The sequence below is a fragment of the Mesorhizobium tianshanense genome (assembly GCF_007830515.1).
In the GTDB taxonomy this organism is placed as follows: Bacteria; Pseudomonadota; Alphaproteobacteria; order Rhizobiales; family Rhizobiaceae; genus Mesorhizobium; species Mesorhizobium tianshanense.
In genome coordinates this window covers 1-23,492 of record NZ_VLKT01000014.1, presented here as the reverse complement: position 1 = coordinate 23,492, position 23,492 = coordinate 1, and the positions used below count along the sequence as shown (strand labels likewise).

General features: G+C 64.3%; 25 protein-coding genes. 7 read left to right on the top strand and 18 right to left on the bottom strand.

Annotated features, from left to right (window positions below):
- The first annotated feature begins 6 nt into the window (after positions 1–6).
- From IQ26_RS12970 to IQ26_RS12955, 4 genes are all read left to right on the top strand, one after another.
- On the top strand, positions 7–1,893 hold the full coding sequence (locus IQ26_RS12970; protein WP_145717523.1) for an ABCB family ABC transporter ATP-binding protein/permease: 1,887 nt from the start codon (positions 7–9) through the stop codon (positions 1,891–1,893).
- 180 nt (positions 1,894–2,073) lie between these two features.
- Complete coding sequence (locus tag IQ26_RS12965; protein WP_145717522.1) at positions 2,074–2,772, top strand: phosphatidylserine decarboxylase; 699 nt, start codon at positions 2,074–2,076, stop codon at positions 2,770–2,772.
- A gap of 3 nt (positions 2,773–2,775) precedes the next feature.
- The gene (locus tag IQ26_RS12960) at positions 2,776–3,591 is read left to right on the top strand and encodes a CDP-alcohol phosphatidyltransferase family protein (RefSeq protein WP_126040569.1); all 816 of its coding nucleotides are present in this window, start codon (positions 2,776–2,778) and stop codon (positions 3,589–3,591) included.
- A gap of 158 nt (positions 3,592–3,749) precedes the next feature.
- Entirely contained in the window at positions 3,750–4,013 is a 264-nt protein-coding gene (locus IQ26_RS12955) for a hypothetical protein (protein WP_145717521.1), read from the top strand.
- Between the two features lie 100 nt (positions 4,014–4,113).
- Here IQ26_RS12955 and IQ26_RS12950 read toward each other — a convergent pair whose 3' ends face one another.
- A complete protein-coding gene (locus tag IQ26_RS12950) occupies positions 4,114–6,336 on the bottom strand; it encodes an AMP-binding protein (RefSeq protein ID WP_145717520.1) in 2,223 nt (740 codons plus the stop codon).
- A 199-nt stretch (positions 6,337–6,535) separates the two neighbouring features.
- Entirely contained in the window at positions 6,536–6,943 is a 408-nt protein-coding gene (locus IQ26_RS12945) for a tautomerase family protein (RefSeq protein WP_145717518.1), read from the bottom strand.
- 106 nt (positions 6,944–7,049) lie between these two features.
- Between IQ26_RS12945 and IQ26_RS12940 the strand changes: the two genes are divergently transcribed.
- Positions 7,050–7,907, top strand: coding sequence for a LysR substrate-binding domain-containing protein (locus IQ26_RS12940; RefSeq protein ID WP_145717516.1), 858 nt, complete (start codon positions 7,050–7,052; stop codon positions 7,905–7,907).
- Between the two features lie 164 nt (positions 7,908–8,071).
- On the opposite strand, the gene IQ26_RS12935 is transcribed toward IQ26_RS12940, so the two are convergent.
- Complete coding sequence (locus IQ26_RS12935) at positions 8,072–8,956, bottom strand: DMT family transporter (protein ID WP_145717514.1); 885 nt, start codon at positions 8,954–8,956, stop codon at positions 8,072–8,074.
- Between the two features lie 76 nt (positions 8,957–9,032).
- Positions 9,033–9,188 (bottom strand): hypothetical protein, encoded by a 156-nt coding sequence (locus tag IQ26_RS12930; protein ID WP_240547100.1) that lies wholly within the window; start codon positions 9,186–9,188, stop codon positions 9,033–9,035.
- Positions 9,189–9,308: 120 nt separating this feature from the next.
- On the opposite strand from IQ26_RS12930, the gene IQ26_RS12925 reads away from it, so the two are divergent.
- Positions 9,309–10,337, top strand: coding sequence for a MerR family transcriptional regulator (locus IQ26_RS12925; protein WP_145717512.1), 1,029 nt, complete (start codon positions 9,309–9,311; stop codon positions 10,335–10,337).
- Positions 10,338–10,481: 144 nt separating this feature from the next.
- Positions 10,482–10,820 (top strand): OsmC family protein, encoded by a 339-nt coding sequence (locus IQ26_RS12920; protein WP_145717510.1) that lies wholly within the window; start codon positions 10,482–10,484, stop codon positions 10,818–10,820.
- A 14-nt stretch (positions 10,821–10,834) separates the two neighbouring features.
- Here the strand turns inward: IQ26_RS12920 and IQ26_RS12915 are convergent, their stop codons facing one another.
- The 14 genes from IQ26_RS12915 to IQ26_RS12845 all read right to left on the bottom strand — a co-directional run.
- A complete protein-coding gene (locus tag IQ26_RS12915; RefSeq protein ID WP_126040584.1) occupies positions 10,835–11,041 on the bottom strand; it encodes a hypothetical protein in 207 nt (68 codons plus the stop codon).
- Positions 11,042–11,154: 113 nt separating this feature from the next.
- Positions 11,155–11,784 (bottom strand): hypothetical protein, encoded by a 630-nt coding sequence (locus IQ26_RS12910; protein WP_145717507.1) that lies wholly within the window; start codon positions 11,782–11,784, stop codon positions 11,155–11,157.
- 74 nt (positions 11,785–11,858) lie between these two features.
- Complete coding sequence (locus IQ26_RS12905; protein WP_145717505.1) at positions 11,859–12,605, bottom strand: SDR family NAD(P)-dependent oxidoreductase; 747 nt, start codon at positions 12,603–12,605, stop codon at positions 11,859–11,861.
- A gap of 221 nt (positions 12,606–12,826) precedes the next feature.
- On the bottom strand, positions 12,827–14,296 hold the full coding sequence (gene purF / locus IQ26_RS12900; RefSeq protein WP_145717503.1) for an amidophosphoribosyltransferase: 1,470 nt from the start codon (positions 14,294–14,296) through the stop codon (positions 12,827–12,829).
- A gap of 78 nt (positions 14,297–14,374) precedes the next feature.
- Positions 14,375–15,049, bottom strand: a complete 675-nt coding sequence (locus tag IQ26_RS12895; RefSeq protein WP_145717501.1) for a CvpA family protein — start codon at positions 15,047–15,049, stop codon at positions 14,375–14,377.
- 48 nt (positions 15,050–15,097) lie between these two features.
- Positions 15,098–16,501, bottom strand: a complete 1,404-nt coding sequence (gene radA / locus IQ26_RS12890) for a DNA repair protein RadA (RefSeq protein WP_145717499.1) — start codon at positions 16,499–16,501, stop codon at positions 15,098–15,100.
- A gap of 243 nt (positions 16,502–16,744) precedes the next feature.
- Positions 16,745–18,235, bottom strand: coding sequence for a replicative DNA helicase (locus tag IQ26_RS12880; RefSeq protein WP_145717497.1), 1,491 nt, complete (start codon positions 18,233–18,235; stop codon positions 16,745–16,747).
- A 251-nt stretch (positions 18,236–18,486) separates the two neighbouring features.
- Entirely contained in the window at positions 18,487–19,449 is a 963-nt protein-coding gene (locus IQ26_RS12875; RefSeq protein ID WP_145717495.1) for a small ribosomal subunit Rsm22 family protein, read from the bottom strand.
- A gap of 3 nt (positions 19,450–19,452) precedes the next feature.
- Positions 19,453–19,776 carry a YnfA family protein gene (locus IQ26_RS12870; protein ID WP_145717492.1) on the bottom strand — a complete coding sequence of 108 codons (324 nt, stop codon included), beginning with the start codon at positions 19,774–19,776 and terminating at the stop codon, positions 19,453–19,455.
- 85 nt (positions 19,777–19,861) lie between these two features.
- Positions 19,862–21,151 carry an SAM-dependent methyltransferase gene (locus IQ26_RS12865; protein WP_145717490.1) on the bottom strand — a complete coding sequence of 430 codons (1,290 nt, stop codon included), beginning with the start codon at positions 21,149–21,151 and terminating at the stop codon, positions 19,862–19,864.
- 176 nt (positions 21,152–21,327) lie between these two features.
- Positions 21,328–21,912, bottom strand: a complete 585-nt coding sequence (rplI, locus tag IQ26_RS12860) for a 50S ribosomal protein L9 (protein WP_145717488.1) — start codon at positions 21,910–21,912, stop codon at positions 21,328–21,330.
- A gap of 213 nt (positions 21,913–22,125) precedes the next feature.
- Positions 22,126–22,374, bottom strand: a complete 249-nt coding sequence (rpsR, locus tag IQ26_RS12855; protein WP_006203718.1) for a 30S ribosomal protein S18 — start codon at positions 22,372–22,374, stop codon at positions 22,126–22,128.
- Positions 22,374–22,868: a 30S ribosomal protein S6 gene (gene rpsF, locus IQ26_RS12850; protein WP_145717486.1), complete on the bottom strand. Its 495-nt coding sequence runs from the start codon at positions 22,866–22,868 to the stop codon at positions 22,374–22,376. Before rpsF ends, rpsR begins: the two co-directional genes overlap by 1 nt.
- Before the next feature lie 289 nt (positions 22,869–23,157).
- Positions 23,158–23,492, bottom strand: a 335-nt coding sequence (locus IQ26_RS12845) for an ISAs1 family transposase (RefSeq protein WP_145716890.1), incomplete at its 5' end; no start/stop codon positions are given.

Sequence of the window (23,492 nt, the reverse complement as noted above, 5' to 3'; positions counted from 1 at the left end):
ATAAAAATGGCCGAAAAAACTGTTTCCGCCGACTCCGGTTCGACCTTCAAGACATTGCGCAACCTTTGGCCCTACATGTGGCCGGCCGATCGCGCCGACCTCAGGGCACGAGTGTTGTGGGCGACCGTGCTTCTGGTCGTCGCCAAGCTGACGCTGGTTGCCGGTCCCTATTTCTTCAAATGGGCGACCGATGCGCTGGCCGGCGACGCCAGGTCGGTGCCGCCGCTGCCGGCCTTCCTGCTGGCGCCGGTCATGCTGGTCGTCGCCTACAATGTCGTGCGGCTGTTGCAGCTCGGCTTCAACCAACTGCGCGACGCGCTATTTGCCCGCGTCGGGCAGTATGCGGTGCGCCAGCTCGCCTTCCGCACTTTCATTCACATGCATCAACTGTCGCTGCGCTTCCATCTCGAACGCCGCACCGGCGGCCTGTCGCGCATTATCGAGCGCGGCACCAAGGGTATCGAGACGATCGTTCGCTTCACCGTGCTCAACACCTTGCCGACCATCCTCGAGTTCGCGCTGACAGCCGGCATTTTCGCTTATGCCTATGGCTGGAAATATGTCGCGGTCGTTGCGGTCACGGTCTGGCTCTATGTCTGGTTCACGGTCAGGGCGAGCGACTGGCGCATCGGTATCCGCCGCGACATGAACGACAGCGATACCGACGCCAACACCAAGGCGATCGACTCGCTGCTCAATTTCGAGACGGTCAAGTATTTCAACAACGAGGCCATGGAGGCCCAGCGCTTCGACCGTTCGATGGCGCGCTACGAGATCGCCGCGACCAAGATCTGGACTTCGCTTGGCTGGCTGAACTTCGGCCAGGGCGTCATCTTCGGCCTCGGCACGGTCATCGTCATGTGCCTTTCGGCGCTGGAGGTGCAGGCTGGCACACAAACTGTCGGCGACTTCGTCTTCATCAACGCCATGCTGATGCAGCTATCGGTGCCGCTCAATTTCATCGGCTTCATCTACCGTGAGATCCGGCAAGGCTTGACCGACATCGAGCAGATGTTCGACCTGCTCGATGTGCCGCAGGAGATCGTCGACAAACCAGATGCCAAGCCGCTGGTCGTCGGCGCCGGCAAGGTCGAGTTCCGCGACGTGCATTTTTCCTACGATCCCAACCGCAAGATCCTGAAAGGGATCAGCTTCGACGTGCCGGCTGGCAAAACGGTTGCCATTGTCGGGCCGTCGGGCGCCGGCAAGTCGACCATTTCGCGACTCCTGTTCCGCTTTTACGACATCCAGGGCGGCAAGATCCTGATCGATGGCGAGGACATTCGCGACGTAACGCAGGAGAGCCTGCGCGCGGCGATCGGCATGGTGCCGCAGGACACCGTGCTGTTCAACGACACCATCGCCTACAACATCCGCTACGGCCGCATCGATGCCAGCGAGGAGGACGTCCGCAAGGCGGCCGAACTCGCTCAGATCGGGCCGTTCATCGAGCGGCTGCCCGACGGCTACCGTTCGATGGTCGGCGAGCGCGGGCTGAAACTGTCCGGCGGTGAGAAGCAGCGCGTGGCGATTGCCCGCACCATCCTGAAGGCGCCGCCGATCCTGATGCTCGACGAGGCGACCTCGGCGCTGGACAGCCATACCGAACAGGAGATCCAGGCGGCGCTCGATCTCGTCAGCCAGGGCCGGACCACCATCGTCATCGCGCACCGGCTGTCGACGGTGATTTCGGCCGACGAGATCATCGTGCTGCAGGACGGCCAGATCGCCGAGCGCGGCACTCATGCCGCCTTGATGCGCAAGGCTGGCCTCTACGCCTCGATGTGGGACCGCCAGCGTGAAGCCACGGAGGCCGAGGAGCGGCTGCGCATTGCGCGCGAGAGCGACGAACTCGGCGTCGTCGTCCGCCGCCGCCCCTCGGAGGTGTCGTAGGGCGATGGAGCGCCAATCTCCCCAAATGGGGGGAGATGTCCGGCAGGGGCAGAGGAAGCTGTCACATCGACGTCAACGCCCGCAGCCGCAGTGCGGTGTGCCTTCGCCGATTGCCGCGTTGCGGCCACAAGGTGTTTCCGCTATTGAGGCCGGACTTGAAATTAGGGCTGTTTCCATTCCATGGACATCGTCGACACGATCAAGAAAACGTTCGTTCCGATCCATCGCGAAGGCTATCCGTTCATCGCGGCGTTCGCCGCGGTGACGCTTTTCCTCGGTTATTTCTCTTCGATCCTGTTCTGGATCTGCCTCATTCTGACGGCCTGGTGCGTCTATTTCTTCCGCGATCCGGAGCGCGTCACGCCTGTCGACGACCGGCTGGTGGTGAGCCCGGCCGACGGCATCATCACCGCGGTCGGTCCGGCTGTGCCGCCGCGCGAACTCGGACTCGGCGCCACCGAAATGACCCGCATCTCGGTGTTCATGGACGTCTTCTCCTGCCATCTGAACCGCGCTCCGGTGCGCGGCCGCATCACAAGGATCGAGCATCGGCCGGGCGCATTCCTCAACGCCGCGCTCGACAAGGCGAGTGTCGACAACGAGCGCAACGGCCTGGTCATCGAAAGCCCGAACGGCACGGTGGCAGCAGTACAGATCGCCGGCCTGGTGGCACGGCGCATCGTCTGCTGGGCAGAGGCCGGCGGTACGATCGGCATCGGCGAGCGCTTCGGGCTGATCCGCTTCGGCTCGCGCGTCGACGTGTTCCTGCCCTCGACGGCGACACCGCGTGTCGCCGTCGGCCAGACCGCGGTTGGCGGTGAGACCATACTGGCCGAATTCGGCGGTGTCGCCGCAACGCCGCTCGTGCGGGTGTCCTGAGCCGTGGGCGCGCCATTCAAGAAATTCGAGGCGCATGGCGGCGGCGGCCCGCACATCCGTGAAATCCCGATGCGCATGGTGCTGCCCAATCTCGTCACCGTGCTCGCCATCTGCGCCGGCCTGTCCGGCATCCGCTTCGGCTTCGAAGGCCGTTTCGAGCCGGCGGTGGTGATGGTGCTGCTCGCGGCCTTCCTCGACGGCATCGACGGCCGCCTGGCGCGGATGCTGAAGGCGACGTCCAAATTCGGCGCGCAGATGGATTCGCTGGCCGACATCGTCAATTTCGGCGTAGCACCCGCACTGGTGCTCTATGCCTTCCTGCTCGACCGGGCCGGCTCGCCGGGCTGGATTGCCGCGCTCCTGTTCACCATCGCCTGCGGGCTTAGGCTTGCTCGCTTCAACGTGCTCGACGAAGAGACCGATCGGCCGCAGTGGCAGGTCGAATATTTCGTCGGTGTGCCAGCGCCGGCGGGCGCCGTGCTGGTGATGCTGCCGCTCTATCTGTACTTCCTGCGGCTTGGCCTGGAGCCGTCCCGCCCTGCAGCCTACGTCGCCACCGGCTTTACCATTCTGGTCGCCTTCCTGCTGGTCAGTCGGCTGCCGGTCTATTCCGGCAAAAGCCTGAAAGTCCCGGGCGACAGGGTGCTGCCGATCATCCTCGGCGTCGTCCTCTACATCCTGCTGTTGATGACCTATCCCTGGTACACGCTGACGGCGTCGGTCGCCGGCTATCTGATCTTCCTGCCGTTCAGCGTCCGCGCCTATTCGAGGCGTGCCAAGCGCGAAGGCGAGAAGGTGCCGCCTTCAGACATCGGCTGACCGTCGCCAATTCGCTCCGGCAGTCACCTGGCGCGGGAACCTGCCGGGCATGTTGACCGTTCTGTCTCAGCGGGCGAGGCGCGAACTCGCGAAATGCCTCGCCACTGATCTCTCAAGCTGCTGTCCCAGGTGCAGCGCCTGGAGAAGAGCGAGGAGAAATGGCTGTCGTCCTCATCGGTGCGTTGCTCATTGTCGTTGGCGTTGTGTACATGGCTGGCGCAGCCCTCGGGCGTGGGCGGCTCAGCGATCCGGAGCCTGTTCGCACGGCGCCGGATCGCCCGACCCCAAAGCTCGCAACGCCAGGCCCGACACTTGAGCCGCGGCGGCGCGGCCTCGGTTTCCTCGGCCTGTCGCAGAACTGGCCGGGCCTGCTGATGATGGCGGTCGGCGTCATCCTGCTGTTGTCGGTGGTGGTTCTCTAATGCATGTCGCCCAAAAGTGCGCAGCGGTTTTGGGATAACGACATGCATAAGAACAAGAATTTAAAGCGCGCCGCACGGGTTCTTTCAGTCGCGACGCGCTTTAAGCTGCCTCGCTGAGCCCTAGCCGGTTGATCGCCAGTTGGCGGGTCGAGACGTAGTCGGTCTTGCCCGAACCCAGAACCGGGATTTCCTCGACCTTGACGATGTCGTTAGGCACCATCAGGTCGGCGGCACCGGCCTTTTTTCCGAACGTGCGCAATTCGTCGGGGTCGGCGTCATTGGCGGTGGTGACCAGCACGATGCGCTCGCCGCGGCGTTTGTCCGGAACTGCCACCACGGCATGGTGCTCTTCCGGCCATAGCGACTGCACCAGCATCTCGACCGCGCCCAGCGACACCATCTCGCCGGCGATCTTGGCGAAGCGCTTGGCCCGGCCGCAGATGGTGAGGAAGCCCTCGCGGTCGACTGAAACGATGTCGCCGGTATCGTGCCAGCCGTCGCGCGGCTGCAATTCGCCGGGTCGATCTGCTGTCATGTAGCCCATCATCAGGTTCGGCCCATCGAGCCACAACTGTCCGGCGCCGCTGACGCCCTCGACCGGTTCGAGTTTCATCCGCATGGCCGGCAACAGCCGCCCGACCGTGCCGTCGCGGCCATGGATGGCTGTGTTGACGGCCACAACGGGCGCTGCCTCGGTCAGCCCGAAACCCTCGATAATCTCGGCCTGGAAGCGTTCACGGTAGACACGGCGCGTCTCCGGTCTCACCGCCTCCGCACCGGCGACGATGAAGCGCAGGCTGGAGAAATCGTCATCCTTGGCGGTGCGCGCATAGTTGGCGAGGAACGTGTCGGTGCCGAACATGACGGTCGGCCTTGCCTTGCGCGCGACCTCGGGGATCAGCTTGTAGTGAAGCGGCGAGGGGTAGAGGAACAGTTTTACCCCGGTGACCAGCGGCAGGATGGTGCCGCCGGTGAGCCCGAACGAGTGGAACACCGGCAGCACATTGAGCAGGATGTCGGCCGGCGAGATGGTGATGCGGGCTTCGGCCTGCATGGCGTTGGCGAGAAGGTTCCTATGCGACAGCACCACCGCCTTGGGCGTGCCCTCCGAGCCTGAGGTGAACAGGACCACCGCCGGCTTGGCCGCGTCCTGCCGCTGCAGCGGCAGGCGCCATAGCAAAGCGGCGGCGAGCTTGTCCAGCACGGTTACGCTGGCCCGCACATCCTCCAGCCATAGCAGCCTGGCGCCGCCTTCTTCCACCGCCGCGACGATGTCAGCGAGGCTGGCCTTGTCGACAAAGGCTCGCGACGAGACCACGGTGCGGATTTCGGCCGTGCGCACGGCCGCGGTGACGCTGGCCGGGCCTGCGGTGTAGTTGATCATCGCCGCCACCCGGCTCGCCGACAACAGGCCAATGAACGACAGCACGACGCCGTTGGCGTTGGGCAGCAGCAGTCCAACCGCTTCGCCCGGCGCCGTCACAGCCTCGAAGCGGCGGCCCAGCACCCGCGCGCCGATGAACAGCTTTCTGTAGCTCAGCGCGCCGCTGATCACGTCTTCGACGATAGGATGTGAGGCGCCGACCCGGTCGGCGGCGTCGCGTATGGCGAGAAACAGGCCGCGATCAAGATCGCTGCCGAAAAGCCGGGCCTCGGCAAAACGGTCGAACAGCGCATTGGTGTTCGAGGACAGATCAGGGTTTCGCGCCACCAGCTCGGCGATGGTCAGCGGCTCCAGCACACTGATCGACAGGCGCGGAAACCAGAGCCGCGGCGCCTTGTCCGCCGGCGTCAGCGATGCCGGCAGAGTTCGCGCTCCAGCGACGAAGATCGGCACGATGCGGGCGTCGGCCTGCATCGCGATGCGGGTGACGGCGCGAAACAGGCGAAATGTCCTGACATCAGGCTCGACCGTATCCGGCAGGTAGACGGCGAGGCGGCCCTTGCCCTTCAGCACCCGCACCAGCCGCCGGCTGACGAACACATGCTCGGCGTTGAAGGCGATGGTGCGGCCAAGCTCACGCCAGGGTTCGAGCCAGGGCGACCGCGCCGAGCCCTCGTCGAGGATATGCAGCGTGTCTTCCGGCAGCAGTGACAGCATCAGCGCCGGTTCGAGGCGCGACTGATGCGAAATGACGTAGATGACCGGGGCGGCTGCGTTGCGGGCGATCTTGATACGGCCGTCGGCAACCCGGTAGGCGAGCTTGAATGGCACATATAGCAGCGCCTGGATGAAGCGCAGGCCGAGGCGGAATTTCTCCACCACGCCGATCAGCAGCCAGGCCGCAACGAGGCCCGCAAGCAGCGCCAGTGTCAGGATCATGGCCGCATCTCTCCCAACGTTCTTCACGTCGCGCCTCTTTGGCGGGCGCTTCGGTGAGAACCTAGCCGAAGTGGGCTCAACGTCAATGCGGAGGTGCGGTTCCTTAGCCTTACTGGCCTAACCCGCCAGTAAAAGTGCGTGCCTATCTGTCCTTGCGGCAGAGAGCGCCTGCGGGATGAGTGTGGATCGATGGAGGGGCTCACGCCGCTTTCAACCTCCCGCTGATGAAGCGGAATTCCTGTGTCTTGCCGCCATAGCCATAGGCAGCGGCCGGCACCTCATGCACGAAGGCGTAGCTTTCCTCGTGCGTCTGACCCAGCATGCGGCCAAAGGCGGCGAAGATCGCCTTGAGATAGCCTTCCAGTTCGAGCTTGGTGTTGGTACCGTCGACCACCTTTATGTCGAGCCAGAAGGTCTTCGCGCCGTGCTCGGCCATTGACTTGCCGCCGGCGAACCAGTGCTGCGGGTCGAGATAGGATATGGCGACTGCCGTGATGGTGGGATCCTTGCGCAGATGCGTCGCGGTCAGTTCGCTCACCTCCCGCGCTATGGTGGCGGACAGAGCGGCATCGGGCCTGCCGGTGACGCTGACATTGATGATCGGCATATCTCTTCTCCTGGGTTTTGTCTCGCGGCGTGGAGAAAACCATGTCACGGTTCTAGCATCGGAAAAATCGAATTGTTTTTGAGTAACACTTCGATAATATTGAATTATGCAGACGCTCGATCCCGATCTCCTCAAAACTTTTCTCGCCTTCGTCGATGGCGGCTCGCTGGCGCAGGCGGCATCGATCGTTGGCCGCTCGCCTTCGGCGGTGACGGCGCAGATGCAGCGGCTGGAGGACATTGTCGGCGAACCGCTTTTGGTGTCGCAGGGGCGAGGGCGCGGCTTGACGCTAGCCGGCGAGGATCTGGTCGGACATGCGCGGCGCATCCTGGCCGCGCATCGCGAGGCGTGGCTGGCGCTCAACGGCGCGCGGGCCGACGGGCGCATCGCCATCGGCACGACGCAGGATTTCGCCGACAGCGGCCTGCCGGATTTGCTCAGGGCCTTCGCCATGAGTCATGCGCGCGTCAGGATCGAATTGCGCGTCGGCCGCTCCGCCGAATTGGCGCAGGCGCTGCAATCCGGCACCCTCGATCTGGCGATCGCCATGCGCCAGGCGTCAGCGCCCGACGAGGTTGGCGTGCTCCGCGAGCCTATGATCTGGCTCTGTTCGCAAAAGGGGCTGGTCTCGCGCCAGGACGAGGTGCCGTTGGCATTGCTCGACCCGCATTGCGGCTTTCGCGACGCGGCAATCGCGGCACTTGATGCGGCCGGCCGCCGCTACCGCATCGCCGCCGGCAGCGCCAGCCTGGCCGGACTGCGCACAGCGGTGAATGCCGGCATCGCGCTGACGCTGAGGACGGCGCGGTTCGCTCATTCCGGCATCGTCGAGGCGCCGCGCGATCTTGGCCTGCCGTCGGTCCCCGCTGCAGAATTCGCCATCCGGCGGCGCGAGGGGGCCGACCGGCCAGCGCAGGACCTGGCCGCGTTGATCAGCGGCAGCCTTCCCTTGGCCCTAGCCTGACGCCCAAAGAAAAAGCCGACCTTGCGGTCGGCTATAGGTTGACGGGCCGAGGGGTTTGGGGGGACTTGGGGGTGACCCGTCGATCCAACAATGCCTGAACCCGATGATGGTTCCGTGACTTTGCAAATTTATCTGGCGCAAATTTATCTCAGGGGGCAGATTTCTCAGGCGGAGCGCTGCCTCGCCGCTTGCCAGTCGCACCCGGCATGGGCGAACACTGCGCAAAGCACGATGACGCCGCCGATCATGCTGGCGGCCGGCGGGATCTCGGCCAGGAACAGGAAGGCGAACAGGATCGCGAACGGCACTTCAGCCGAGCCCAGCAGGCCGGATTCGGCGGCCGGGATGAGCCGCGCACCTTCCGTCCACAGGATAGAGGCCAGCGCGAAGGACATCCCGAAAGCGACGAGCAGCACGGCGTCTCTGGCCGAGACCGCCAATGGGTCGGTGACGAACCAGCCGAGCACGAACAAAAGAAACGCCGATACCGCTCCGGCCCACACCACAGGCGTGTCGCGGAAAGCACGCACCATGATCATGTAGAGCGCGGCGCCGATTGTCATCAGCAGCGCCAGCCCGTCGCCGAACAGATGGCCGGTACCGAAGCCGGACCAGACCATGATCGCCACGCCGCTGAGCGACACGGCGGCGGCGGCAAGCGTCTGCGGCCGGAAGCGCTCACGGACCAGCATGAAGGCAAGCAGCGCGGTGACGAAGGGCGCGGTGGCGTAGATGATCGCGACATTGGCAACGAAGGTGAACTTGAACGCCGATATGAAGGCGATGCTGGCGAGCGCGCCCTCGATCGCCAGCAGCCAGCCGCGCCAGCCGAGGCGCAGGCTTTCACGCCCGCCGGAGCGGCGGCGCCGCCAAAGCACATAAAGCGTGATCAGGATCGAGCCGACGAAGCCGCGCCAGCAGGTGATGGTCAGCGGGTCGGCGTGGATCGACTTGGTCAATACGCCGGTGAGGCCGAACACTGCCGCCGACGCCGAAACCAGGATGATGCCAAGGGTGCGCTCGGCAGCGGTGTCGATGGTGCCTGGCATGCTTAGGGATCCCGTCATGTCACCAGACTACCCTGCCTTGTCCTGACACTATACCGTCAGCAGGGATTGCCGCATCCTACATTCGCTTGCGGAAATGCTCGTTGCCGATGATCAGCAGGCCGGTCGCGACGATCAGGGCGAGGAACACTTCGCGGCGCGGCACATCGCCCCAGATCGCGAAAGCCCAGACTAGCCATGGCTGAACAGGGCTTGGTTGCTCAAGTCGGTTCATATCATCAAGCCGATGTCGCAGTTCGACACGGCTCCGGCGGAGCACACCGCGAACATCCCTGTTGACTCGGCCCCTGGGACAGCCCCGATAGAAAGGGCGGACAACAGCACGAGGTGATTCATGAGCCCTTCCGCCCAGTTCCTGAATGCTTCCGAAGCCGCCGGCCGGCTCGGGGTGTCGGCCAAAGCCCTGCGGCTCTATGAGCAGCGTGGCCTGATCGCTCCAATCCGCACCGCGGCCGGATGGCGGGCCTACGGTCCTGTCGAGATGGGTCGCGCCGCCGAGATCGCGGCCCTGCGCGCGCTTGGCTTCAGCCTCGCCCAGGTGGCGCGGGTGTTGGAGGGCGACTCGCGGGGCTTGGAGCCGGTCTTGGCCGCGCACCAGGCAGCACTCGAAGACCGACTGCGCCAGCTTGTGGGCACTATAGAGAAGATCGGTAGCCTACGGGATGATCTCGCTCAAGGCGAGGCGCCAACCGCCGGGGAACTGACGCGCCTGATGGCGCCACACGTCACGCTCAGCGTCGCTTTCGACCTTCCCTGGCCTTGGGGTGGCGAGCGCTTCGAGCCTATCCGACCGCTGAACTACATCATCGGTCCGCTAGGCAGTGGCAAGACCCGGCTGGCGCAGCGCCTGGCCGAGACCCTGCCCAACACCGCCTTCCTTGGCTTGGACCGACTGGCGGATGGTTGTGCGGTGGCTCTGGCTCGCATGGACGCCGATCCAGCTCTGAGGTCGCGGGTCGATGAGACGCTGGCCTGGCTCGTCGAGGACGGCGCCACGGTGTCGGACGCACTGATCGCCCTGCTCGCCGGACTGGAAGCCGAAGGCCCGTCCATGCTGGTCGTCGACATGATCGAACGGGGGCTGGACCAGGCTTCGCAAGAGGCCCTGATTGCCCATCTGCGCCGCCGTGGCCCCGGTGGTCGACCACTTTTTCTGCTCACACGCTCCTGCGCGATACTGGACCTGGTGGCCGTCGGCACCGACGAAGCGATCGTCCTCTGCCCCGCCAATCACAGCCCGCCAACGCATGTCGCCCCGTACCCCGGCACGCCCGGCTACGAGGCCGTCGCCACCTGCCTGGCCTCATCCGAGGTACGCGCTCGGACGGACGGCGTCATCGCCTGGCGGCCCCAGGTGGCATGAACAGGCACCCTGTCAAATGACACAGCCATGTCTGGACAGCTTGTCACTCTGATCCAAATGTCGTGAGATCGAAATTCAGGCCGTACCGGTTCCATCGAGTGTCGCGACGGGCGAATGAAGAATGACTGTCGAGGAGGGTTGGACATGGACGCCACCGGGCTGAAGGCCATGCAGGCACCGCTCAAGGAGGCCTATCGCAACGACGCGTCGAGCGCGCTGATCACGCTCAGGGCCCGGGGCTCGATCGACGACCAGTCGATCGCCTGCAAGGTGGTGGCCGAAGGCGATCTCGATTTTCGCGGCACTTTAGGTGTGGCAAGGGATGCGCCAGTCGGCTTCCGCGCCATCCGGTTGAATTTCAGCCTCGACAGCGACGAGCCACAAGAGCGCATCGACACGCTGCTCAAGCTGACCGAACGCTATTGCGTGGTGTTCCAGACCATCAATCAGAAGCCGGAACTGACGGTGAGCGCGCGGCGCTGAAAATCCGCCGCTGGCTACTCGCTTTCGCCTTCGTCGGCGAACGGCGAGGCGCTCGGCACGCACTGCACCGTCCAGCCGGCCGGCGTCGGCTGCTTCTGGTATTCGGTAATGGCGGAGGTGCATTGTTCGCGGGTGTCGAACGTGCTGGGCAGCACCACCATGCCGCCCTGCGGGCCGGCGACTACCAGATACCAGACCAACGCTACGCTCGAAGCCGCCATGGGAATTTCCTCAGTTGTTGTGGGAATCAGACAATCCTATCAACCGCGGGCGATCGACGAAAGCGTCCGCCGGACGCGGCCGCGGCATTACAGCCGCGTAAGGCCGGGACAGCTCAGTTCACGGCAAAGCAGTAGAAGAGGCCGTCGCCGCCGGTGCTCTTCAGCGCTTCTTGGCTGCAGCCGCCGCGTGAAGCGTGCGAGGAATTCCACGATTTGGCGGCGGCTGAATCGTCGAGGCCCGTGCGGTCGTGATGGCCCGTCATTGCCGCACCTTCTGCTCCACTGAGCGTCCAGTCACCGCAGGTCTGGTCGGCGATTTTCGTGCCGTCGGGCGTGGATCCGGTCAGCACGTCGTGTCGGTTGGGCTTGTCGCCGCGGCCGTTGACCACTTCGCCCTTTTCGTCGAGCGCCGTCTGCTTGGTGATGGCATTGGCATCACTATGCAGCGAAGCGACATCATCGGCGATCTTGACCCCCTTGGCGTTGAACCACGGCCCCTTGCCGATGCGGTCGCGCGCGTCCTCCGTGCTGGTCGAGAGATAGGCAGCCCAAGTCTTGCCGGTAACGCCGGCGGCTTCAGCCAGCGAGGCGCAATGCGCATCGGCACCCGCCGGGCCGCCGAGATCGGCGCCCTTGCCCGAACCGACGCTGGTGACGAAGAAACTCATCGTCGCGTCCTGCGACGATGCGACGCCGATGGCTACCAGTGATGCAGCGGCGGTGACGAGAAGCAGTTTGCGCATGGTGGTCCTCCGTTTGCGAACATTCCAACAACGTCGGTGGCGGCGCAATTCTTCCGTCAAAATGCGCGGTGCGTCTACTCCGGCTGCCGGTAGGCGACAAAGCGGTTGTGCTTGGCCTGGAAGATCAGGCCGGTTTCCTTGAGCGCGGGGCTGGCCAGCGGCACGATGCGTTTAGCGATCTCTGAGGGATGCGGCAGCGTTTCCGGATCCTCGCCGGGCATGGCCTGCGCCCGCATGGCGGTGCGGGTGGCGCCGGGGTCGGCGGCATTGACCCTGAGCGGCAGGTTTTCCGCCTCATGCGCCCAGGAACGCATCATCGTCTCGACCGCCGCCTTCGACGCCGCATAGGGCGCCCAGAAGGCCCGCGCCGAATGGGCAGCGTTGGAGGAAAGCACGATGGCCCGGCCAGCGTCGGAGAGCCTGAGCAGCGGGTCGACCGAGCGGATCAGCCGCCATGTCGAGGTGACGTTGATGGTCATTACCTTTTCGAAGGTTTTGGCCTCGACATGGCCAATCGGCGAGATGACGCCGAGCACGCCCGCATTGGCGACGAGGACGTCGAGCTTGCCCCAACGCTCGTGGATGGCGCCGCCCAGCCGGTCGATGCCGGCCATGTCGGCGAGGTCGAGTGGCACCAGCGTCGCCTGTCCGCCGGCCGCCTTGATCTCGTCGTCAAGCTCTTCCAGCCCGCCGACGGTGCGGGCTACGGCGATGACATGGGCGCCGGCGGCGGCAAGTTCCTTGGCGATGAAGTAGCCGATGCCGCGCGAGGCGCCGGTGACGACCGCGACGCGGCCGGAAAGGTCGAGGGCAGGGGTCACCGGGCAGCTCCGAAGGTTAGCGTTCTACGGCGCCCCCCTCTGTCCTGCCGGACATCTCCCTGCCGCACCGACGGCGCCCAACCTGCAAGGTGTGGCGAAAGTGGAGATGAAAGCCGATCTCCCCCCAAGTGGGGGAGATGTCCGGCAGGACAGAGGGGGGCGCGACAAAGCGATCCCGAAGAAACTTTCACGCTGGCGACGTTCACGGCTGCAGCAAGACCCTACGAACCGCCCGCCGCCAAGAGCGACAGCGTGCGCACATTGTCGGAGCCTTCGAAGTCGGCAAGCCGGGTCGGATATTGCCCGGTGAAGCAGGCGTCGCAGAATTGCGGCTGCTCATTGTCGCGGCCAGCCTCGCCGACGGCGCGGTAGAGCCCGTCGATACTGAGGAAACCGAGCGAATCGACGCGGATGAACTCGGCCATCTCTTCCACCGACATGCGCGACGCCAGCAGCTTCGACTTCTCCGGCGTGTCGACGCCGTAGAAGCAGGAGGCACGTGTCGGCGGCGAGGCGATGCGCATGTGCACTTCCTTGGCGCCGGCATCGCGCACCATCTGCACGATCTTCTGGCTGGTGGTGCCGCGCACGATCGAATCGTCGACCAGCACCACGCGCTTGCCCTCGATCATGCGGCGGTTGGCGTTGTGCTTGAGCTTGACACCCATGTGGCGGATCGAATCGCCGGGCTGGATGAAGGTGCGGCCGACATAGTGATTGCGGATGATGCCGAGCTCGAAAGGGATGCCCGCGGCTTGCGAAAAGCCGATCGCCGCCGGGGTGCCGCTGTCCGGCACCGGCACGACGATATCGGCCTCGACCGGGCTTTCGAGCGCCAGCTCGGCGCCGATGCGCTTGCGCACCTCGTAGACGTTGCGGCCTTCGACCGACGAATCCGGACGCGCGAAATAAACATATTCGAAGATGCAGAAGCGGGTTTTCTGCGGCTCGAAGGGAAACAGGCTCTCGATGCCCTTGGTTGTGACGACGACCATCTCGCCGGGCTTCAGGTCGCGCACGAAACGCGCGCCGATGATGTCGAGCGCGCAGGTTTCGGAAGCCAGGATCCAGGCACCGTCGAGATCGCCGAGCACTAGCGGGCGGATGCCGAGCGGATCGCGGCAGCCAATCATCTTCTTTGCCGTCATCGCCACCAGCGAGAAAGCACCCTCGACCTGGCGCACCGCATCGATGAAGCGCGAGTTGAGATCGCGTTCCTTGCTGGTGGCGACCAGATGCAAGATCGTCTCGGTGTCGGAGGTCGACGAGAAGATCGCGCCTTGTTTCTGCAGCGCGCGCTGCACGGTCATGGCGTTGGTGAGGTTGCCGTTGTGGGCGACGGCGAAACCGCCCTCGGCGAGCTCGGCGAAAAACGGCTGGATGTTGCGCTGGCCGGCGCCACCGGTGGTGGCATAGCGCGTGTGGCCGATGGCGCGGTTGCCCTGCAGGCTGTCGATGACGCGCTGCTTGGTGAAGGTGTCGCCGATCAGGCCGACATGATGTTCGACATGGAACTGGGTGCCGTCGTAGGAAACGATGCCGGCCGCTTCCTGGCCGCGATGCTGCAACGCATGCAGGCCGAGCGTGACGATAGCTGCGGCGTCCTGTCGGCCAAAAATACCGAACACACCGCATTCGTCATGGAAATGATCGTCGGCTTCGGCGGAAAGCACGTCGTCTGCGTCTGCCATCTTCAGCTCCGCTAAAGTCGCTATATAGTGTGATGACTGCCAGAGAGCAACGTAGAGTTTGCAGCGTTCACATGGTCGTTAGTTTGCCGGCGCCGGATTGGCCGGTGCATTGTCGGCCGGTGGCGCGTCGGTTCCGCTGTCGTCGGGTGCCGGAGCATCGGTCTCGTCGCCGGTTGCTGGCGTGTCCGCCGCGGGTGCATCCGCCGCCGGAGGTGTCTCGGCACCGGTCTCGGGTGCCGGCTGATTCGGGTTGAGCCTGTTGAGGATCGCGTTTTCCGGATCCTCGGGCAGCAGGCTTTCGAGCTTGGCGCCGATCGATTCGAGCAGCGGTCGCGACTTGGCGTTGGCGACCCAGCCCGGAGCCTTCTCGCCGGCCAGCCAGTTGAAGAACAGCAGGGCCACCGCGACGACCAGGATGCCGCGCGCCGCGCCATAGAGGAAACCGAGCGTGCGGTCGAGCGCGCCGATCCTGGAATCGATGATCCAGTCGGCAAGCTTCATGGTGATGACGGAAACGACGATCAGCGCGATGATGAAGACGATGCCGGCGGCGGCCACCATGGCAACCTTCTCATTGTCGACATAGGGCTGAACATAAGGCAGGACCGGTCTGTAGAAGAAGAACGCCGCTGCCGCCGCCGCTATCCAGGAGATGATGGAGAGGACCTCGCGCGAAAAGCCGCGAACCATGGCGAGCATCGCCGAGACCAAGGTGAAGCCGACGAGTATTCCGTCAAGCAGCGTAATCGGCATGTCTTTTGCCCCACTCCGGTCTCTTTTTCACGACTCGGGCGAGCCGCGTCACTCTTGCTCGTCGGCGCGGCTGCGCCGTGAGCCGGCTATGCGCGCCACGAGATCGGCAAGCCCGGTGGGCTGGAAAGCGCCGGCCCCTATCCCCCCGGCAAGTTCCTCGCTGCCCAAGGGCAGAACCGCGCTTCCGAAACCCAGCTTTTCGGCTTCCTTCAGGCGCTGCTGCGCATGCGCAACCGGCCTAACGGCGCCCGAAAGGCTGATTTCGCCGAAATAGACGCAATCGGCCGGAAGGGCAAGACCGGTGAGCGAGGAAACCAGCGCGGCCGCTACCGCCAGATCGGCGGCCGGCTCCGAAATGCGGTAGCCGCCGGCAACATTGAGATAGACGTCGTGGGTACCGAAGCGGACCCCGCAATGGGCTTCGAGGACGGCGAGGATCATCGACAGCCGGGCGCCGTCCCAGCCGACGACGGCGCGGCGGGGCGTGCCCAGCGACGACGGCGCCACGAGTGCCTGGATCTCGACCAGCACCGGGCGGGTGCCTTCCATGCCGGCGAAAACCGCCGCGCCCGGCGCTTTTGCATGGCGTTCGCCGAGAAAAAGCTCGGACGGATTGGCGACCTCGCGCAGGCCCATGTCAGACATTTCGAAGACGCCGATCTCGTCGGTCGGCCCGAAGCGGTTCTTGACCGTGCGCAGGATGCGGTAGTGGTGGCCGCCTTCGCCCTCGAAATAAAGCACCGCGTCGACCATGTGCTCGACGACGCGCGGCCCGGCGATCTGGCCTTCCTTGGTGACGTGGCCGACCAGCACGATCGCCGCCCCTGTGGATTTCGCATAGCGGATCATCGCCTGGGCGGCGGCGCGCACCTGGGTAACGGTGCCGGGCGCAGAATCGGCCATGTCGGTCCACAAGGTCTGGATCGAATCGAGGATCACCAAATCCGGTCGCCGGCCGTCGGCGATCGTGGCGAGGATGTCCTCGACATTGGTTTCGGCGGCAAGCTCCACCGGAGTGTCGGCGACGCCGAGCCGTTGCGCGCGCAGCCGGATCTGGGCAACGGCCTCCTCGCCGGAGACATAGACGATGCGATGGCCTTTTGCCGCGAGTGCGGCTGCGGCCTGGGTCAATAGCGTCGACTTGCCGATACCCGGGTCGCCACCGACCAGCAGCGCCGAACCGCGGACAAAACCGCCGCCGGTGGCGCGGTCAAGTTCGCCGATGCCGGAAACGATGCGTGGCGCGTCCTCGATATCGCCGGACAACGTCGTGAGCACCACCGCGCGGCCCTTGCGCGCATTGCGCGAGTTGGCCGGCCCCGAGCCGATGCCGCCGGACGTGCCTTCCTCGACCAGCGTATTCCACTCGCCGCAGGCATCGCATTTGCCGGCCCAGCGCTGATGCACCGATCCGCAATTCTGGCAGATGAACTGAACGCGGGACTTGGCCATCAGGCGTGCCCCGGTTCGGGTGTGGCAGATGCAAACGACGGATAGGCCGGCGGGACAGCGCCCCCCTCTGTCCTGCCGGACATCTCCCCCTCAAGGGGGGAGATCGAATGTCGCGGCGGATTTCGCCAATCATTAGTGTTGCAAAGTGTGCGGCTGGATCGAAACTGCCAATCTCCCCCCAAGAGGGGGAGATGTCCGGCAGGACAGAGGGGGGCGCGACGGAATGAGACCTGTCTCAAGCGGCTACTCGAACCGATCCGGCAGGTGATGCTCCTCGGCGAGGTCGGAGAAGCGGGTGAACTCGCCCTGGAAGGCGAGGCTGACCGAGCCGGTCGGCCCATGGCGCTGCTTGGCGACGATGACCTCGGCCTTGCCGCGCATCTCGTTCATCTCGTTTTCCCATTTGATATATTCGTCGGTGCCGGGCTTCGGCTCGCGGTTCTTCAGATAGTATTCCTCGCGGTAGACGAACATCACCACGTCGGCGTCCTGCTCGATCGAACCCGATTCGCGCAGATCCGAGAGCTGTGGGCGCTTGTCGTCGCGGCTTTCGACCTGACGCGACAGCTGCGACAGCGCGATGATCGGCACGGCAAGCTCCTTGGCCAGCGCCTTCAGGCCGGTGGTGATCTCGGTGATTTCCTGCACGCGGTTCTGCGAGGCCTTGGCGCTCGACCCCTGCATCAGCTGGATATAGTCGATGACGATGACGTCGAGGCCGCGCTGGCGCTTCAGCCGCCGCGCGCGCGCCGAAAGCTGAGCGATCGAGATGCCGCCGGTCTGGTCGATGAACAGCGGGATTTTCTGCATGGTCTGCGAGCAGGCGACCAGCTTTTCGAAATCCATTTCGGAAATCTCGCCGCGGCGGATTTTTGACGACGGGATTTCGGTCTGCTCGGAAATGATGCGGGTGGCGAGCTGTTCCGACGACATTTCGAGTGAGAAGAAGCCGACGACGCCGCCATTGGCCGCCTTGAACGAGCCGTCGGCCTGCTGTGCCGGCACATAGGCCTCGGCGATGTTGAACGCCATGTTGGTGGCGAGCGAGGTCTTGCCCATGCCGGGGCGGCCGGCGATGATGATCAAGTCGGACGGCTGCAGGCCGCCCATGCGGCGGTCGAGATCGCGCAGGCCGGTGGCGACGCCCGACAGGTGCCCGTCGCGCATATAGGCGGCATTGGCCATGTCGACGGCGGTTTTCACCGCATCGGTGAAGCTCTCGAAGCCGCCATCGTAGCGGCCGGTCTCGGCCAGTTCGAACAGGCGCCGTTCGGCATCCTCGATCTGCTCGGACGGCGACATGTCGACCGGCGCATCGTAGGCGATGTTGACCATGTCTTCGCCGACGGTGATCAACGCGCGCCGTGTGGCGAGATCGTAGATGGCGCGGCCATAGTCGGCGGCGTTGACGACGGTGACCGCCTCGACGGCCAATCGCACGATATATTGCGCAACCGTCATGTCGCCGACCTTCTCGTCGGCCGGCAGGAAGGTCTTCAGCGTGATCGGCGTCGCTATCTTGCCCATGCGGATGAGTTCGGCGGCGACCTCGAAGATTTTTCTGTGCAGCGGCTCGTAGAAATGGCCTGACTTGAGGAAGTCCGAGACGCGGTAGAAGGCATCGTTGTTGACGAGGATGGCGCCGAGCAGCGCCTGCTCGGCCTCGATATTGTTTGGCGCCTCGCGATAAAGCGGTTGCTCCGCCACGCCGAATTTTCGCGCTGCCTCTGCCATGATGTCCCCGGTTCTTGATCCCGGCTTCTCGATATCAGAACGAGAAAAAACCGGTGCTGACTTATCTGCATCAGTGCGCGTCGAACTTGCCTTGATGCCCGCTGTTCACAGGAACGGCAAACCGTCCACAGGACAGAATTCCCGTGCCTCGATTCCAGTTGACTCAGCAAGGTCGCGATTCTACGCGATGCATCGAACAAATCAAGAACAAAATCGGAGAGGAGGAAGCTGCATCAGGAATCGACGCGAGATTAGATTGTGTCGCCCCAGTCGAGCCGTCGCGCCAGCCTGAACGCATCGCCGTCGCGCTTGGTGAACAGTTTTTCGCCGGCGCTGCCGTCCTTTTGGCAAAGCTTGAACAGAACCTTGCCTGAACCGGATTTCGGCGGCGCGATCACCCGCGCGGCGCGCGACGAGGCAGTTTGCCGCGAGGCGGCGACATAGATGAATTTCTCGTCCTCCCATGGCACGTCGGCGTCCTTGGCCAGCCGGTGCAGGCGCGAGCGTGCGACACGGCGCGAAAAATGGCACCAGTCGGGGGCTGTGAGCGGGCAGGGTGCCTCATGCGGGCAAGGGGCAAGCACATGCGCGCCCGCCTCGATGAGGTGCCGGCGCACGGCAAGGATGCGCTGCCATCCGGCCGGCGTGCCCGGTTCGACGACCAGAAGCGTGTCGTCGGTGAGCTGCCAGAGCCGGTCGATGAGCTTTGGCAGCGACGCCGGCGCGATCTCGTCCAGCACATAGGCGCAGGTGACCAGCTCGGCCGGCTCGAGATCGGCAAGGTCGATGGTGACATCGCCGGCCAGCCAAGCGATTTTGGCCGTCATCGCCTCAGTGGCAAGCGCTTCGCCGACACGGCGCACCGCGGCGCTCGCCTCGAGCAACACCGCCTGTTCGAGATCGGGCCAGAGATCGAGCGTGGCCCAAAGCACCGTACCAGGGCCGGCGCCGACATCGAGCAGGGTTTTCGGAGCATAATCGGGCCTTGCCTCGCTGAGCGCATCAAGGCTGGCGCGGACGGCGGCGTAGGTCGCCGGCAGCCGCGTCGCCAGATAGGCCTTGACCGCCATCTCCTCGGCCATGTGCATGCGGCCGTCGCGCAACTCGGCGCGGTAGCGGTCCGACAGCGTTCTTGCCGCTTGCTTCAGCATCGGCAGCGGCACTTTTTCGAGGAGACGCTCGACACCCTGTCGAAGCGGGACAGGCAGTTCCATGGCTCACGCTCCCCTAGGCGCGAGCAGGATGACCGAGGCGCCAACGATGCAGAGCGCGGCGCCGGCAAGGTCCCAGCGGTCGGGGCGCACGCCTTCCACCAGCCACAGCCATCCGAGCGAGGCGCCGATGTAAATGCCGCCATAGGCGGCATAGGCGCGGCCCGCCGCACTGATGTCTACCAGCGCCAGCAGGAAGCCGAACAGGGCGAGCGAGACCATGCCTGGCACCAGCCACAGCGGCGACTTTTCCAGTCGCCACCATGCCCAGATCGAAAAGCAGCCGGCGATCTCGGCAAGGGCAGCGACGATGTAGATGAGATAGGTCATGAAGAAAGGTCTCGCGGTGACGGCGAGACCTTTTTCAGCATGCAGGCAGGCAATGGCAAGCGGCAATGACGTGGCGGCCGGCAGTCTATTCCGGATCCGCCACCTTGCGCCGCCGCGCGGGCTTGGCGGCAGGGGCTTTTGGGCGATGCCCCATGTCGTGCATCTCAAGCGCCTTCTCGCATTTGGCCATATAGTCGCGCGTCATCGGCAGCGTGTCGTTCTTCTTGGCGATCTGGATCTGGAAGATCACAAGATCCTGCCAGCGGAAGGCTGCTTCCGATGCTGCCAGATAGAACTCCCACATGCGGCAGAAGCGCTCGTCATAGATCGCCTTGGCCTTGTCGCGATTGGCGGCGAAGCGCTCGCCCCAGTGCTTCAGCGTGTCGGCATAATGCAGCCGCAGGATCTCGATGTCGGTAACGATGAGGCCAGACTTTTCGATCGCCGGCATGACTTCCGAGAGCGAGGGGATATAGCCGCCCGGGAAGATGTATTTGCGAATGAAGGCGCTGGTTGCCCACGGCACGCCGGAGCGGCCGATCGTGTGCAGCAGCATGACGCCGTCCGGCTTGAGCAGCGTCGCCGACTTTTCGAAGAAGGTGCGGAAGTGATTGACGCCGACATGCTCGAACATGCCGACCGAGACGATGCGGTCGAAGCGCTCGTTGAGCTCGCGGTAATCCCTCAACTCGAAATGCACGCGATTTTCCAAACCTTGCGCATGGGCGCGGTCGGTGGCGACGCCATGCTGCTCGGTCGACAGCGTCACGCCTTGCACGTCCACGTCGAAGGACTTGGCGAGATAGAGGCCGAGCCCGCCCCAGCCGGAGCCGATGTCGAGCACCGTCTGGCCGGCCTTCAGCCTGAGCTTGGCGGCGATGTGGCGCTTCTTGGCGGTCTGCGCCTCATCGAGCGTCATGTCCGGCTGCTCGAAATAGGCGCAGGAATACTGCATGTCATCGTCGAGGAAGAGCCGGTAAAGGTCGCCCGAGAGATCATAATGGCGCTGCACGTTGCGGCGCGCGCGCGCCGCCGTATTGATCTGCTGCAGGCGGCGAAAGGCGTGGCGCAGGCCCTCGATCGCCTTCGACCAGGTGGCGTCGATGCCGCCGCTGCCCATATTCTGGAAGGCGATGCGCATCACCCCCAGCACGCCGCCCTCGAGTATGTCGAGTTCTCCGTCCATATAGGCTTCCGGCACCGCCAGCATCGGATCGAAGGTGATGGCACGCTCAGCATGCGCGGTCTTGATGTGCATGTGCACCGGCTCGCCGCTGCCGTCGCCAAAAGTCACCGAAAAGCCTTTCGGTCCGGTGACTTTGAGATTGCCGGTGCGAACCAGGCGGTCGAGAACGCGCTTCAACAGAATATTCATGACCAAATGTCCCCTCTCGGTCAGACACGCTGTCCTACTCTGCATCAACATATAGGGTTTCGAAAAGTTCCTTTTGGCACAAAAATGCCCGGGCGAGAGGCCCGGGCATTGGTCCAGAAACGACTGGAAGCCGACTAAGTGACCGGAGCGCCGTTCTGACGCTCGGTCGTATGTAATCAGGCGTTGTCTTCGCCACCCTCGAACTCGGCATTGGGGTCGAAGAAGTTCTCCGGGCGCGCATTGTCGTTGATGTCCTCGCCATAGATGGCTTCGGCGGTGGTCAGCGTCTCGCCCTGGGCCTGGCGCTCGGCTTCGTCGGCCGTGCGGGCGATGTTGAGCGTGATGGTGACCTCGACTTCCGGATGCAGCGCGATCGCCACATTGGTAAGACCGATGGTCTTGATCGGCTGGTTGAGCAGGATCTGGTTGCGGTTGACCGAAAAGCCCTCCGCCGTCAGCAGCTCGGCGATGTCGCGGGTCGACACCGAGCCGTAGAGCTGACCGGTTTCACCGGCCGAACGCACGGCGATGAAGCTCGTGCCGTCGAGTTTTTCCGAAATCTGCATGGCCTCGGACTTGCGCTCGAGGTTGCGGGCTTCGAGCTGGGCGCGCTGGCCTTCGAACTTCTTCTTGTTGGCTTCGTTGGCCCGCAGCGCCTTGCCCTGCGGCAGCAGGAAGTTGCGGGCGAATCCGTCCTTGACTTTGACGGTATCGCCCATCTGGCCGAGGCGGGAAACGCGTTCGAGAAGAATGACTTCCATGGTTTTGTTCCTTCGTATGGGCGCGCCAATCATTGGCATCGACGCCGAATTGTCTGGAACAGGTCAGGAAGCTGAGGGCGTCGCCGCCTATGTCGCTGTCCTGCCTGTCGCGGCAGTTAGAGGTCTTCACCTCAACCCGGGATTTGATGGCAAACCCTGCGGCGCCCGTCGCCGTGGGAAAAGCGGGCGGCGAACCACCCGCTCAAAAGAGCGTTAGCGAACCACGTAGGGCAGCAGGCCGAGGAAGCGGGCGCGCTTGATCGCCTTGGCGAGCTCGCGCTGCTTCTTCTGGCTGACGGCGGTGATGCGCGACGGCACGATCTTGCCGCGCTCGGAGATGTAGCGCTGCAGAAGACGTACGTCCTTGTAGTCGATCTTGGGCGCGTTGGCGCCGGAGAACGGGCAGGTCTTGCGGCGGCGATGGAAGGGGCGCCGGGTCGGGATCTGATTGATGTCGACCATTATTCTGCACTCCCTTCAACACCTTCGCGCGGACGGCGCGGACCACGGTCCGCACCGGCGTCGCCACCGAAGCTGCGCGGCGGACGATCGCCACGGTCGCCGCGATCGCGGTCGCCGAACGAGCGCGGCCCGCGATCGCGGTCGCCGAAGCTGCCTCGCTCCGATCGCTCTTCGCGCTTCTGCATCATCGCCGATGGGCCTTCCTCATGCGCATCGACCTTGACGGTGAGGAAACGCAGCACATCCTCCGACAGGCCCATCTGGCGCTCCATCTCGTTGAGCGCGGCCGGCGGGCAGGTGATGTCCATCAGCGTGTAGTATGCCTTCCGGTTCTTGTTGACCCGGTAGGTGAGGGACTTCAGTCCCCAGTTCTCGACCCGGCCGACGGACCCGCCATTAGCGGAGATGACACCCTTGTACTGTTCGACAAGCGCATCGACCTGCTGCTGCGAGAGGTCCTGCCGGGCAAGAAACACATGTTCGTAAAGAGCCATATTGTTCTTTGCCTTTCTTCGTTTCTCTCCCGGTTCCCGGCGGCAAAAGCCTCTGCAACTTCTCTGACCCGCTAGTCCCGAAGGGGCGGGGGAAGAAAGGAGCATGACGAGACGGTCGAGAGCGGAGACACGGGAGGCGGAAGCGCTTCTGGCCCCACACGGAGGTTTTCGAAAAACCTCCGGCCCTCCGTTCAGCCCCCAGCAAGGACCGGCAGATTGCGGGCGTCTATACAGCAATTTGGCCGCAAGGCAAGCGCAAGCGGAAAACCCGCAGGGCTCCGAATCCAGGTTAACGCGATAGCTGACCGAGGATCGATGCGAGATAGTCGGTGCTCCAGGCTGCCATCTTGCGTCTGCGCTTGATTGGACGTTTGTCGTTGACGGCTTTGACGAGATTGAGGGCGAAGTGGCGGACGATTGCCATGTTGTTTGCGCCGTGGCCCTTGCGCAGTCTCGACTGGTCGTCCTTGAAGACGACGTCGAGCGTCCAGTGCAGGGCGTTCTCGATAAGCCAATGGCCGCGCACGGCGTGAGCGGCCCGCTCGGCGGAGAGATCGGCCGAGGAGATGTAGTAGCGCGTATCGAACCGGCTCCTGTCCTTGAGGCCGGTTCGGGAGCGGACAC